This is a genomic window from Lysinibacillus sp. S1 (assembly GCF_044986265.1).
Taxonomy (GTDB): Bacteria; Bacillota; Bacilli; order Bacillales_A; family Planococcaceae; genus Lysinibacillus; species Lysinibacillus capsici.
Map to the genome: position 1 here is coordinate 679,294 of NZ_CP173154.1, position 13,477 is coordinate 692,770.

Here is a 13,477-nt window from a genome sequence, read left to right on the forward strand (position 1 = left end):
AAAACACCCCGTCAAAGTGAAGTGACCCCTATAAGTTAGACACGGTTATTTCGTTTAGGCAGCTTGGGTAAACTGAGTTCGGTATTCTACCGGACTCAGTTTTAATTTTGCCTTTAAACGTCTCGTGTTGTAATACGTTATATACTTTTCAAGTTCCTTTTTAAAATGCTCGACACTATCAAATTCCTTTAAGTAGAGGAATTCTGACTTCATGATGCCGAAGAAATTCTCCATGACAGAGTTGTCATAACAGTTTCCCTTACGTGACATACTTTGCACAATGCCTCTTGATTCAAGGGCGTGGCGATATTGTTTCATTTGGTAATGCCAACCTTGATCTGAATGCATCAATAATTGATGTTCCTCTGGCAACCTCTCTAGTGCCTTCTCCAACATTTCTGATACAAGCGAATATGTTGGTCTATGACCAATTGTGTACGTAATAATTTCGCCGTTAAATAAGTCTAAAATAGGTGATAAATAGAGCTTTTCACCAAACAGCTTAAACTCCGTAATATCTGTAACCCATTTTTCATTCGGTGCTTCTGCTATGAAGTTACGATCCAATCTATTAGGCGCAATCTTACCGATTGTCCCTTTATAAGATTTGTATTTCTTCATACGCACTAAGCACTTTAAACCTAATTCTTTCATGATACGTTGAACCTTTTTATGATTCACTTTTTTCCCACGATTTGCTAGCTCATCACGAATACGACGATAACCATAACGACCTTCGTGTTCGTTATAAATTGCTCGAATTTCGGCCTTTAACTCGGCATCTGGATCTGGACGATCCATCTTCTTCACTAAATCATAGTACGTGCTACGTGGAATGCCTGCGAATTTCGCAAGCGCCTTCACCGAGTATTTATGCCTTAATTCATAGATGACCTTTACTTTGTCTTCTTTGGTGATTTTTCCTTGGCTTGAACTAAGGCGTTCAACTTTTTTAAGTACTCATTTTCCATACGTAGACGATTGATTTCTGCTTGAAGTGCTTCAGGTGTCCCTTCTACTGGTGCTTGTTTTGGTTGTTTGTTCGTTTCTTTTTTCATGGATGGATGCCCCTTTTTCCTTGATTGAAGGGCATCGAATCCTTTTGTTTTAAATTGCTTTTTCCAACTACGAAGTGTAGAAGGCGTAGCTATCTTAAAGATAGCTGCTGTTTCAAGTAAGGACGTACCATTTTCAATCATAAAGTTTAGTACGTCTAGTTTAAACTGTGCCGAATAATTTGTATATCGCTTTATAAACGCTTCTACGCCATTATACTCATATTGTTTCGCCCAATTAAGAATTGCTTTGTGATCTGTTCCGATAGATTTAGCAATTTCATGTGAACTTTCATTGCCTTTTATGTAACGTAAGGCTGCTTGTAGTTTTTCTTCCGATGTAAATTTAGCCATATAAAAACTGCTCCTCCAAATGTTAGATGTGTCTAACATTTGGGGAGCAGTTCAAAGCTAGATTTTGTGTCTTACTTTGATGGGGTATTTCATCGTTACACTAAACTTCGCTGTTAGTAGATGATCTATTTATTTTCTATCTCTTATTTCTTCTAGTATTTCTATTATGCGATTGTTTTGCCTTTCAATCGATTTTAACTTTCTCTCTATTATGCTTGAAGAGAAAAACACAATTAGTACAATCGCTATTCCAATTAGTAAATCCATTTTACTCCCCCACTGTCTATTTATGTAATTTCACTTCATCTTACATAGATTTCAAAAGAAAAAGATGGCACTATACGGTGGCCATCTTTAAGTAAAGTATCCATGGTTGATAAACAACGATGAATTAACGAATTCGTGCCTTGCGGAAGCCGTCGAATATACTGATTGCCGCAGATACAACAAATATAATAATTATGCCGGCAATTAGCCATATTTCAAATTGCTTAGTAGATGTGGTAAATAATTTACTCATGTACGTGATACTTTCTTGGTTCATTAAATTCGGATTACTTACTATCACAATGAATACAACGGTTGCGAAAAGCTCCACAACTGTATTAAAGATTGCCACTTTTTTCGTCCATTGCCCTTTTAGTAGTTTGTAGAGAGCTAACCCAATTTCGAGAGCAATGACAACAATTACAATAGGCCAATAACGAAGTAAAACATCCTGATTTAAAGCTGGCATTACGAACTTGAGACCCTCTCCGCCACCTTCATATATACCTAAAAGATGATTTGCATAAAAATATAGAGTTGCCCAAATGGCCGTCCACATTAAATAGCCAAATACTTCAAGCTTGGTAATTGCTTTTTTCTTCGGAATATAAATGACAGTTTTCAAATCCTCAGGAGTCCATTTTTTAAGACTTGCTGATAATGGATGCTGTTCTTTTCCTTTATCAGTTCGTTCCAAAATGACAAATACGACCGTTAGCCAGAAAAAGACATGTATGCCTACTTCGATGATTCTCCATATTCCTTCACCCATCATATTGAGAAAAGCATTCATAACCGCCTCTTCCCCACCAAAACTAATAAAATATTCAGCAATCATTGAGATGACCGCAATGACAGCAGCAATTGGAATAATCATTTTTAGTAACGAGAGGTATACATCGAAATAGCGAGGGCCAATTAAATGCATTGGTTGATCACGATAACCGCTCGCTAACGCCGCTGGATTCCCTAATTTTTCAAGTACTTCCTTTACATCATGCTCATTGTAATCATCAGGCAGCATATCCCCAATGGTTGATCGTAACTCAAGTGCAATATCCTCACGATTTTTTTCAGGCAGCCTCCGCGTGACTTCTTGAATATAAATTTCAGTCAGATTCATCTTTATCCTCATCTCCTTTTAGTAGCTCATAAAGTTCTTTTGAATTATTAATCCATTCTCGTTTCAATTGCAAAAAGACGTCTAATCCATATTCACTTAATACATAATACTTGCGGGGTCTACTCTCAGAGGTTTCCCAGCTACTTGTCACTAACTCTTGTTTTTCTAAACGCCGAAGCAATGGATATAATGTACTTTGATCGATGTTAATGCCCGAATCTTCCAATAATTGAACAAGTGAATATCCATACTGCGGTGTTCGTAATTGACTTAAAACGGCTAATGTCAGTGTTCCTCTCCTAAGTTCTGTCATTAATGAATTCAGTAACGTACTCATGCACTCACCTCTATTTCACTTACTATATGATATACACTGTATAACTTATACTATGTATCGTACACTATTATTGTTACAACAACAAGCAATTAATTTCCTTTATAGAAAAAAAGCTGTTTTTCAACACAGGAGTCTTTGTCTCTTTTACAGATACTTGCTTTCTACCAATTAAAAAGGAAGGGCAAAATTGATAGCAACCACGTTCCGTTAATTAAAGGTCCAATCACTAATTTCCAATACATAACATTTCAGACATTAGTCTGAAGACAATCATTGATGTTAGACGGTATATTGTATTTATACTTTTTAACCATAAAAGTATTAGGAAAAATCCTAGACAACCATTACGTATAGAAAAAAATTACTACTAAAACGTTCAAGTATCTTAATTTATAAAAACTATACGTAATGTGTTTGTTAGTTTTGTACTTGAAAAATTACCAACAGGTAGAACATCTTGTACAACGTAGCGTACAGTGATGTTTTTTTATGTGATTTTTTGCTATGAGCAAAACTGTATGTTCAGACTGATTAACTATTTATTAATCAGGAAATACAAATGTGTCGAGGTGACTTCTATGAAAGAGAAAATGCATTTTACAATTTTAAGTAACGATTCAACTGACGGAGATGGAGGTTACGGAGTAGGTACCCTTGATCTAAATAATGTAACGTCAATTATTATAGATTGTGAAAAAGAGCACGTGTTTATAGATTTAGAAGCCCTACACGGACGAAGTAAAATTGAAAAAAAAGTTCGTTTTTCACCTGATCTAGCTCATGCTAGCAGCGATTATTATCGTTATTGGATAGTTTGGGTAGCGATTCAGGTTAATCAAAATGGCCCCTATTATGCGGGATGTACCGCAAGTGAAGTACGGGTATCAAAAGAAGAACGTCGTATTAAGCTTGGCTATAAATCTTTGCCAGAGCAGGTAAATTTTTTAGATAAGGCACTGAAAGGGAAATTTCTCTTGCAGCATATGGATAGTCATTCAAAAAAGCTACTTTATCAGTTTTTATCTGAATTTAATGAAGCGTATTGGAAACACTCACCCGAAGAATTAAAACACCAGTTGTCTGTATAGGAGGATTTATAATGGCATTTGTAATTACAGAATTATGCAGGGATGAAAAAGCGGCTGTCTGTTTGGATGTATGTCCAGTAAATTGCATTGTTAGGACAGATACCCAATATGTAATTGATCCAGATCTTTGCATTGATTGTGGAGCTTGTGAATTAGTATGTCCAGTAGAAGCGATTTATTTTGAGGATGATTTGCCTTATGAATATCAGTCAGCAACCCTGCTAGCACGAAATCATTTTCGAAATTAACATTGTCTTTATCCATATAAATTGAATAGAAGCGAGAACAAGTCGATTTCCTATACAATAAGAAATCGACTTGTTCGTATGGCTTATTTGATAATGATGAATTTAGACTAACTGGCGTTTAAATTGTTTAATGGCGAAAAAATAAGCGATGACCATGATGCCGATGCACCACATAAGAGCGAGCCAGATATCATTACTAACAGAGCCTTCATATAAGAGGGCACGAATTGCATTGACGATTGAGGTAACGGGCTGGTTCTCAGCAAACGCACGGATAATTTTAGGCATGGTTTCCGTGGGAACAAAGGCCGAACTGATAAAAGGTAGGAAAATCAGCGGGTACGAGTAGGCTGTTGCCCCCTCCATAGACCCTGCTGCCAATCCAGGAATGACTGCCAACCATGTCAATGCTAGCGTAAACAGCCCTAGTATGCCAGCTACCGCGAACCAATCCAAGAGATCCGTACTAGAACGGAAACCCATCAAGAACGCAACAAGGATAACGACTACAACAGTAAGCGCGTTGGAAATAAGCGAGGCCAACACGTGAGCCCACAATACAGACGAGCGCTTGATGGGCATGGTGATAAAACGTGCCATCAGCCCACTCTTTATATCTGTAAACAGTCGTGCGGAAGTGTAAGCGCAGCCCGATGCAATTGCCATCAATAAGATTCCTGGCAATAAATAATTGACGTAGTTGTCTGTGCCTGTCTCTATTGCGCCACCAAATACGTAGACAAATAGTAGCATCATCATAATTGGCGTAATCGCCACCGTGATTATTGTATCTGGACTGCGCATAATGTTACGCATTAAACGCCCTAGCAATACCCATGTTTTACTCTTCATTTAAATCTCCTCCTTTTTGCCAATGATGGCGAGGAAAATGTCCTCAAGTGTTGGCTGCTTCTCAATATACTCTACTTTCGCTGGTGGGAACATCTCTTTAAGTTCTAGAAGGGTGCCAGTCGTTATAATTTTTCCTTCATGTAGGATGGCAATACGATCCGCCAGTTGTTCGGCTTCCTCCAGGTACTGGGTCGTTAGCAAGATGGTCGTGCCACCATCAGCAAGCTCCTTGACTGTTTCCCAGACTTCCATTCGTGCTTCAGGATCAAGCCCTGTAGTTGGTTCGTCTAGAAAAATAACTGCTGGCGTCCCAATCATGCTCATGGCAATGTCAAGTCGGCGCCGCATCCCGCCAGAAAAATTGTCGGCCCGACGATTGCCCGCATCTGTCAGGCTGAATCTTGCGAGTAGATTGTCTGCGGTTTGAGCGGGATTGGAAACTCCTCGCAACTTGGCAATCATGATCAGGTTTTCCCGCCCTGTGAGCATACCGTCTAAAGTGGCGAACTGCCCTGTTAGGCTGATGCTCTGACGAACATGATCTGGTTGGTGCTGGACATCAAAACCGCAAATCGCTACTTTGCCACCATCAGACTTCATCAATGTGGAGAGAATATTGATTATCGTCGTCTTCCCTGCTCCATTTGAGCCTAACAATGCGAAAATTTCGCCACGTCGCACCTCAAAATCCACTCCCTTTAAAACTTCCTTTTCTTTAAAAGATTTTTTTAACCCTTTTACAGAAATCGCATCTTTGCTCATCCTTTTTCCTCCCTTTTTAAAAATCTCTTTGCAGAGTAGATTGCCCTTCCTTAACTACTTAGTCTGACTGATAATCTGTATAACTTAGTACCGTTTAAAAATTAAAACTGAATAGCGAAGGCAACAATGAACAAATAGCTATTCAGTCGGTATTACTGACCCATTTATTTTTTTCCTAATCGATTCAAAATGCTTTGGTTTAAATCTTCACGATACTTGGCGATATAGGTTTTTGCGTTTGCCACTAGCTCATCAGCAAAAGACGCTACATCTTCGCCAGTGATTTCCAGCACTTGTCTGCCTTCCGCTGCACCAGCCTCGAACAACTCGATCAATTCATATTGCATGTGCAGCATATCCATCCCATTGCCTGCTGTGAAATTCCACATGTAGTTTTGAATTTTTTTAAACACAAATTGATAATCCTCGGGCAGTTGTTCGACCCGTGCCATCATCATCTTGTACTCTTTTTTATCACCCATCATTTTTTTGAACAATTCGATCACGTTATTTTCCTCCTTTGTATTATCAAGCTAAAGATCAGACGCATTATCATATGAAACTAAAAAGACTTTAGAGCATTGATTTTTGACGAGATAAAATCCCATTTTTCCCAAAATAATTTTAGTTCAGCACGTCCAGCCTCATTAAGTGAGTAAAACTTGCGGGGCGGTCCCATATCTGATGGTTTCTTTTGAATATTCACCAGTTTTTTTTTCTCTAAACGCACGAGGATGGTGTAGACCGTCCCTTCCACGACTTCAGTGAACCCTAACTCATTCAGGCGTCGGGTAATTTCGTATCCGTAGGTTTCATGACGGCTAATGATTTCCAGTACGCAGCCTTCCAGGGACCCCTTCAGCATCTCCGTTAAATTTTCCATATGCAGAACACCTCTATTTGCTTCACTATTCTGTATAACTTAGTACTTAGGTAAAATTTTTTTGCTTTTGAGAAGCTATTAAGTAATACTTATTACAACTACATAGTAACACCGAGTAGTTCGGGTGTCAATTACTTTTCTTATAAATTTTTGATGCCACTATTCAATAAAGAAAAAAGAGCTGCCTACGCAACTCCATGTTCTTTCATTAAGTTTTCACATTCTTATGAAGCGACTGTACTTATCCATATCAGGTGAGCCATTTATTTACGTTCAATATCTTATCCCATGTGAGTGTAGATATAAGGAATTTAACTGTCTTAACCTTCTTAACTATTTACCTCCCACCTACCATGTAATAGGCAAAGATGATGTGAAAGATGAGACACCATTGTCTATTTTTCATGCTACTTAACGATTGCTAAAATAGCCTGTGGCTCATAAAAAACGTAATCAGCCTCCTCAAAGCCAATGGTGGATTTGGCTCCCCAATGGGCAAGGGCAAATTTGGTGCCTGTTTGCTTTGCGCATTGGAAATCATAGATAGAATCACCAATATAGATGGCCTCTTCTGGTGCTACCTGTAATGCGTCCAGACATTTTAACAGCGGCTCTGGGTGTGGTTTATGCTTTTCCGTATCACTGGCACTTACAATATGTTGGAAATACTTGCTTAACCCAAACGGCTCAAATTCATCCACTACCTCTTGCGCTGTTTTAGAAGTGACAATACCTAATTGTAGTGGCTTTGTTGCAAGGTGCTGAATAACTTCCTCTAGACTTTCGAAAACAGCCACTTCATGTGAAAAATCCAGCACAGCCGCAGACCATTTCTGATGCACAGCCTCTATGTCATCCACGTTAAGCCTCTGCAATGCATCTTTTCCTGGGATGCCTAAAGCAAATCGTAATGCCTCAAAGGGATAGTCCTGTTGTGTTTCTTCTCGTAAGGTTCTTTGCAATGACTGTAAAATCGCTTGCTCCGTATCCAAAATCGTTCCATCTACATCAAATATAATCGCTCTTAACATGTATAACCCTCCTAGTTAAAGCACGTTATTTATATATGCGCATAATTGCTGATACAATTCCTCTTCATAATCCTTCTGGCCTCTTATAAATTTCTCCTTTAAATTATAAAAACATATTTCAAGATATTCCTGATTATGATGCTGTTGAAAGGGTCTCCTATCCTTTACTGGGCCCAAACCCTTAAAGTAGTTATTCTTTTTTTCGTAGGTTCGAATTTGATAACCCCGCTTCTGCATTTCATCCATGACTTTTTCTGTATACAAATACAAATCTTCTTTTGGGTATTCGTATATATAATTAATCAGTATATGCTGATCCTCTTTCGCAAATATGCTATTTAGCTCTCTCCACTGCGACAGTAGTTGTCCTTTTGGTAGATATGCAATTAAATCTATATGCCATAACCTCATGTGCCTTCTCCTTTCTATTAATCAACCATTAATGTAAAATATTACTTACTATGATACTAAAACTGACGGAGGGATAGTATGGAAATAAAAACTGCAACGCTCGATGAAATTCCACAAATTGAGCGTTTATACCAAGAGCTTTTTTTAGAGATGTCGATTCTTCAACCTAAATATATCAAACCTGCCAAACAAGATGCCAACTTTATCAGGTTTACGATCATTGAGGATGATTCAGATATTTTAATCGCAACATTCGAGAACGAAGTAGTAGGCTTTTTGCTTATTAAAGAAACGACGACCCCACCCTATACTTGCTTGGTTGAACACAAATATGCTTTTATTGTGGATGTGATTGTTGGAAAGCATTACCAAAACAAAGGAATTGGGTCTGCTTTCTTAGATGAAGCGAAAAAATGGGCAGCCTATCGTCACTTGGACTATCTGGAGTTAAATGTATTGACTGAAAATAAAGGCGCTAAATCCTTATATGAAAAACACGGGTTCAAGGATACGAACCAAACGATGCGCTTAGAATTTTAAGTATGTGATGGGAAAGAAGGGATTTCAATGGAAGAAATGAAAACCGTACACAAGAAAGCCAACCCCATAGTGCCTGTCTTTATTGGCATGGGGTTAGGTGCGTTGATCGGTTTACTTGCCTATGTAAAAGACTGGCTATAAAAAAAAGAGACAAAGCCCCTCAAACTGCTTTGTCTCTTTTTCAACACTATATTAGTTTACTTTCTTTCAGTAAATCATAAATGATTGTATCCTTTGTTTTATGAATACCCAATTTACCGATTTGCTTTAAGATAAATGGTGCATCAATATCTGTTAGTTTTTTACCATCCAGCAAACGAGCCGTTGATGCTAATAATGTGCGAACATCAAAGGCAGACGCAAACACCTCTGGCACACCTCGGTCAATCGTTAATAGTTGATAGACTGCCTCCATCGCCGTTCTTACGGAATATTCAGTAGTAAAGACTGTATCTCTTGCTGTTTCGCTGAAGTTGCCAATAAAGGCTAAATTAGCTGATCCTTCTGGCACAACAAGTGGACGATCACCCATTGCTCTTGGCATGAAATAAGAAGTGATGTAAGGCATATAGCATGGAATCGTATTGCAAGAATTTTGTGCAATGTCTGGAATTTCATCCACTGGTACACCCATATGGTATAACCACTCTTGTGCAATCTCAATGCCTGTACATTCCGTAATACTTTTTTTAATAAAATCACCTGGCTTGTTTGATAGTAAGCCATAAATCCAAACAACTAATTGGTCCTTTGGTTGATTTTTAAAGTGAGGTTGTCGGTTCAATGTATAGCTTAGCATCCAATTAGAATCAGTAGCTGTGACAATCCCTCCTGTTACGACCTTACCAGCGTATGGGTCCCTTTTACTGATTTTTTCAATATATGGAGCCACACGATCATCTAATGTTGTAAGGGTAGCTGAAACAAACCAGCTTTCCTCTGGTAGATTATCGCAGAACTTTTCTGGTCGACCAAACTCTTCACCTTGGGCAGCGATATTTTTCCACAGGGACCAGCTGCCACCTAAATCTTTATTGATAGGGGCTGGCGTATTATTATCCCCGTATGTTGTACTTTCTGTAATACTACCATTTGTCACAAACACTAACTCATTTTCTGTTAGTTCAATATTCTTTTTCACACCATCTTTTCGTAACACCAATGTATGAGCTACTTTTTTGTCTCCTACCTTATCAACTAAAACATTTTCTACAACCGTATTATATTGGAAATCAACATCATGACTTTCTAAGTATTTAATCATTGGCAGCACGAGCGATTCATACTGATTATACTTTGTAAATTTTAAGGCCGATAAATCTGGTAATCCGCCAATATGATGAATGAAACGCATAATATAACGACGCATCTCCATCGCAGAATGCCATTTTTCAAACGCAAACATTGTGGACCAATAGAGCCAAAAATTCGATTCAAAAAATTCATCTGAGAAAACATCTGTGATTTTTTTGTCCTCTAATTTTTCCTCAGGCGTAAAGAATAATTTAATCATTTCTTCTGAGGATTTGTCTGATAAAGTGAACTTGCCATCATCCTCAAGTCTTTGGCCTCTATCCTTCATTAATCGACATTTTGAATAATTAGGATCCTCTTTATTAAGCCAGTAAAATTCATCTAAAACGGAAGCATTTTCTACTTCTAACGAAGGAATGGAACGGAATAAATCCCATAAGCATTCAAAATGATCTTCCATTTCTCGTCCACCGCGAATAATAAACCCTCTCGTCGGATTAAGTATGCCATCTAGACTTCCTCCTGAAATATCTAACTCTTCAAGAATATGAATGTTCTCACCTTTCATTTGGCCATCACGAATTAAAAAACATGCTGCTGACAGTGAGGCTAGTCCCGAGCCAATCAGATAAGCAGACTTTTTATCGACTCCCTCAGGTTTTTTAGGACGTGCGAAAGCTTCATAGTTACCATTGCTGTAATACATATTACCGCCTCCTAATTTATTATTCTAATATAGAATAACACAGGTTATCGACAAAATGGTAAAATGAGCTAATAATTAACAAAAAATTCAAATCCGCTAATTGTGCGTTAATTTATCTTCCCTTCTCATTGGACAAAGCAAGTACTTGTATTTTTATAAAAGAGAACCATACAGTAAATAATCGTAATAACCCCCTTAACGCCTGCCTTAAAAAGGAAAAACCAATTCAATATGTTACTATTAGCTTTGCATAATTATTATCTCAATAAATCTTTTTTAACCTTCATTCCCTTTTTGAGGTTTAGCCAATTTCTCGTTACCTCTTTTAAAATTACCCGTAATTTTAGCTAACAATAGCTGGACTTCCTTTATCTGCCCCTTCACCTGCTGAATTTTTGCTAGTAGACGCTCAGCCTCTTTCTCCTTGACGATTTTAATTTGCTTGCCTTCATAATAAATAACGACAGTCCCCTTTTTTGTCGTTTGATATGAGAATGGTTCCTTGTTTAGTCTATTACGTTTATCAATTTCATTCACAGCTTCATCCCCGATTTCTTAATAATTAGATTCAATAATAAATGAATCTTAGCTTACAACTTTTTCTAATATGTTATTATTAACATATATTATATAAATATGGTATTTTCAGTAACACTTCCATCATCGTGATAAGGAGCGAGGTATTTATATGGAATGGACGAATGTTCAAACACTAATTTGGTTGTTTCCTATTTTATTTATTATTCATGATTTTGAAGAAATTATTATGGTAGAGAAATGGTTACATCATAATCGTCATAAGCTGTATGAAAGATTACCCCCAAAAATAGCCGATAAAGTGGTGAAACAATTTTCAATGAGCACCGCACAATTTGCTGTTGCTGTCTTATTTATCTTCTTGTTTGTCAGTCTCTCTACCATTCTGGCTAACTACTATTTTCTAAACGAGGTCTCTTTTACTATTTATTTTTTCACAGCTGTTACACTTGTTTTCTTTATCCATGCTTTTACCCATATTGGACAATCGCTCTTATTTCGTTCTGTTACTCCAGGAGCTATAACATCAGCCATCATCATTATTCCCTATAGCATTATTTTATTTAAATCTTTGTTTACTAGTGGCATCCTTACTTGGCATATCGTTTTGATAAGCTTGCCTTTTGGCATATTATTTTTCCCCATTGTCTTTACTGCGCATTGGATAGGAAAAAAAGTGATATAGATACATATTCATGAAAAGATAGAAAGGAGGCAGGAGAATGGCAAAAACTCCGATTTATTTAAAATTAATGATTGGTATTGGGATGCTTATTATCCTAGCTTCGTTGTACTTTTTAAAAGACCAGCCTTATTATTTATGGGTTAGGTGGACAGGTAATATTTTATTGATCGTAGGCATTGTATGGATGCCGTTCACTAAAGAAACCAATAAAAAACATGTAAATTCTTAGCAGGAGTAAATCTTCTGCTTTTTTTGCGGTAAATTTACCTACGATTATAATAAAAGTGATAAAATCAGATAAAAAAAGAAGGTCTTTGTATGTTAGAAAAACTAAATGTATTTCTCCAAAAATACATTGCGATCCTGACACCATTAAGTTTAATTGTAGGTGTATTCTTAGAAAGTATTGGACATCATWTATTATTCCTAGTCTCCTGGCTATTTGCCTTCATGACATTCTCAGGAAGCTTACATATGAAATTTAAAGATGTAAAAATTTTCATGAAGCATCCAGTTCTCATTTTATTCTCCATCCTTTTTCTTCATCTCTTGATGCCTTTATGGGCTTATTTCTTATCCACTGTTTTGTTTGATGACCATTTGTTGACTGTTGGTTTTGTCTTAGCAGTTGCACTTCCAACAGGCGTAACGAGTGTTATTTGGATCAATATTTGCAAAGGGAACTTACCGTTAGGCTTATCAATTATTTTAATTGATACGCTCCTTTCTCCCATCATCCTCCCCTTCATCCTTTATATCGTTTCGGGTGAAAAAATTGAGTTGGATGTGGCATCCCTGATTCTGAATTTACTATGGATGATTGTCTTACCCACGATTTTAGGTATCTTAGTGAATGAACTTTCGAAAGGAGCCATCCCTCAAAAAATCGGTAAAAAACTTGCTCCTTTTTCAAAGCTATGTTTATTTGCGGTCATACTGATTAATAGCAGTGCCATTGCTCCCTATTTAAAGAATATCAACATGCATCTCTTCTTCGTGGTGCTTTTAGTGTTCTTCCTTGCAGTCTCAGGCTATCTATTTGCTTACCTCATAGGGCGATATCTGTTAAAAGACGGTCCACAAATGGCAACCTTTGTTTTTACGGGTGGCATGAGAAATATTGCTGTCGGTGTCATCGTGGCCACAACGTACTTTCCAGGTAAAGTCGCCATGCCTGTTGTGTTCGGGATGCTGTTTCAACAGGTGCTAGCCTCCGTTTTTAGTAAGATGGTGAATCCTTTGTATAAACCAGATAAGAGCACCGTATAGACGGTGTTCTTATTTTAGGTTTGCACTTATACTAAATAGAAGAAGCTTTTATTTATATTTGAAGGGTGTGCTAAT

The 13,477-nt window shown here is 37.4% G+C and carries 18 protein-coding genes; 6 read left to right on the forward strand and 12 right to left on the reverse strand.

Going from position 1 to position 13,477, the window contains the following annotated elements:
- Positions 1-54 precede the first annotated feature (54 nt).
- The 4 genes from ACHZEU_RS03555 to ACHZEU_RS03570 form a co-directional block, all read right to left on the reverse strand.
- Positions 55-1,409, reverse strand: a protein-coding gene (locus ACHZEU_RS03555) for an IS3 family transposase (protein WP_139111235.1) whose coding sequence is annotated in 2 segments (ribosomal slippage) — positions 55-956 and positions 956-1,409 — 1,356 coding nt in all. Because the reading frame shifts where the segments join, the coding sequence is not laid out codon by codon here.
- 129 nt (positions 1,410-1,538) lie between these two features.
- Complete coding sequence (locus ACHZEU_RS03560) at positions 1,539-1,676, reverse strand: hypothetical protein (RefSeq protein WP_004228528.1); 138 nt, start codon at positions 1,674-1,676, stop codon at positions 1,539-1,541.
- Positions 1,677-1,800: 124 nt separating this feature from the next.
- Positions 1,801-2,799, reverse strand: a complete 999-nt coding sequence (locus ACHZEU_RS03565) for an HAAS signaling domain-containing protein (protein ID WP_279494774.1) — start codon at positions 2,797-2,799, stop codon at positions 1,801-1,803.
- Positions 2,786-3,136, reverse strand: coding sequence for a PadR family transcriptional regulator (locus ACHZEU_RS03570; RefSeq protein WP_016994532.1), 351 nt, complete (start codon positions 3,134-3,136; stop codon positions 2,786-2,788). The genes ACHZEU_RS03565 and ACHZEU_RS03570 overlap by 14 nt, the downstream gene beginning before the upstream one ends.
- 578 nt (positions 3,137-3,714) lie before the next feature.
- Here ACHZEU_RS03570 and ACHZEU_RS03575 point away from each other — a divergent pair.
- Complete coding sequence (locus ACHZEU_RS03575) at positions 3,715-4,224, forward strand: YwhD family protein (protein ID WP_279494773.1); 510 nt, start codon at positions 3,715-3,717, stop codon at positions 4,222-4,224.
- Positions 4,225-4,235: 11 nt separating this feature from the next.
- On the forward strand, positions 4,236-4,472 hold the full coding sequence (locus ACHZEU_RS03580; protein ID WP_279494772.1) for a ferredoxin family protein: 237 nt from the start codon (positions 4,236-4,238) through the stop codon (positions 4,470-4,472).
- A gap of 102 nt (positions 4,473-4,574) precedes the next feature.
- Here the strand turns inward: ACHZEU_RS03580 and ACHZEU_RS03585 are convergent, their stop codons facing one another.
- From ACHZEU_RS03585 to ACHZEU_RS03610, 6 genes are all read right to left on the reverse strand, one after another.
- Positions 4,575-5,324 (reverse strand): ABC transporter permease, encoded by a 750-nt coding sequence (locus tag ACHZEU_RS03585; RefSeq protein ID WP_279494771.1) that lies wholly within the window; start codon positions 5,322-5,324, stop codon positions 4,575-4,577.
- The gene (locus tag ACHZEU_RS03590) at positions 5,325-6,086 is read right to left on the reverse strand and encodes an ABC transporter ATP-binding protein (protein ID WP_279494770.1); all 762 of its coding nucleotides are present in this window, start codon (positions 6,084-6,086) and stop codon (positions 5,325-5,327) included.
- A 164-nt stretch (positions 6,087-6,250) separates the two neighbouring features.
- On the reverse strand, positions 6,251-6,592 hold the full coding sequence (locus ACHZEU_RS03595) for a DUF1048 domain-containing protein (RefSeq protein WP_279494769.1): 342 nt from the start codon (positions 6,590-6,592) through the stop codon (positions 6,251-6,253).
- Positions 6,593-6,648: 56 nt separating this feature from the next.
- Entirely contained in the window at positions 6,649-6,969 is a 321-nt protein-coding gene (locus ACHZEU_RS03600; protein ID WP_257961143.1) for a PadR family transcriptional regulator, read from the reverse strand.
- A 407-nt stretch (positions 6,970-7,376) separates the two neighbouring features.
- Complete coding sequence (locus ACHZEU_RS03605) at positions 7,377-8,000, reverse strand: HAD family hydrolase (RefSeq protein ID WP_404804025.1); 624 nt, start codon at positions 7,998-8,000, stop codon at positions 7,377-7,379.
- Positions 8,001-8,015: 15 nt separating this feature from the next.
- A complete protein-coding gene (locus ACHZEU_RS03610) occupies positions 8,016-8,411 on the reverse strand; it encodes a pyrimidine dimer DNA glycosylase/endonuclease V (RefSeq protein WP_333880764.1) in 396 nt (131 codons plus the stop codon).
- 78 nt (positions 8,412-8,489) lie between these two features.
- On the opposite strand from ACHZEU_RS03610, the gene ACHZEU_RS03615 reads away from it, so the two are divergent.
- Entirely contained in the window at positions 8,490-8,951 is a 462-nt protein-coding gene (locus ACHZEU_RS03615; RefSeq protein ID WP_404804026.1) for a GNAT family N-acetyltransferase, read from the forward strand.
- A gap of 187 nt (positions 8,952-9,138) precedes the next feature.
- Here ACHZEU_RS03615 and ACHZEU_RS03620 read toward each other — a convergent pair whose 3' ends face one another.
- Together ACHZEU_RS03620 and ACHZEU_RS03625 are read right to left on the reverse strand one after the other, a co-directional pair.
- The gene (locus ACHZEU_RS03620; protein ID WP_054549388.1) at positions 9,139-10,911 is read right to left on the reverse strand and encodes an oleate hydratase; all 1,773 of its coding nucleotides are present in this window, start codon (positions 10,909-10,911) and stop codon (positions 9,139-9,141) included.
- Between the two features lie 276 nt (positions 10,912-11,187).
- A complete protein-coding gene (locus ACHZEU_RS03625; RefSeq protein WP_333880766.1) occupies positions 11,188-11,448 on the reverse strand; it encodes a hypothetical protein in 261 nt (86 codons plus the stop codon).
- 151 nt (positions 11,449-11,599) lie between these two features.
- On the opposite strand from ACHZEU_RS03625, the gene ACHZEU_RS03630 reads away from it, so the two are divergent.
- The 3 genes from ACHZEU_RS03630 (at position 11,600) to ACHZEU_RS03640 (ending at position 13,402) form a co-directional block, all read left to right on the forward strand.
- Complete coding sequence (locus tag ACHZEU_RS03630) at positions 11,600-12,133, forward strand: HXXEE domain-containing protein (RefSeq protein ID WP_404804027.1); 534 nt, start codon at positions 11,600-11,602, stop codon at positions 12,131-12,133.
- Between the two features lie 37 nt (positions 12,134-12,170).
- Positions 12,171-12,362 carry a hypothetical protein gene (locus tag ACHZEU_RS03635; protein WP_048393808.1) on the forward strand — a complete coding sequence of 64 codons (192 nt, stop codon included), beginning with the start codon at positions 12,171-12,173 and terminating at the stop codon, positions 12,360-12,362.
- Positions 12,363-12,451: 89 nt separating this feature from the next.
- Positions 12,452-13,402, forward strand: a complete 951-nt coding sequence (locus ACHZEU_RS03640; RefSeq protein WP_404804029.1) for a bile acid:sodium symporter family protein — start codon at positions 12,452-12,454, stop codon at positions 13,400-13,402.
- Positions 13,403-13,477 lie beyond the last annotated feature (75 nt).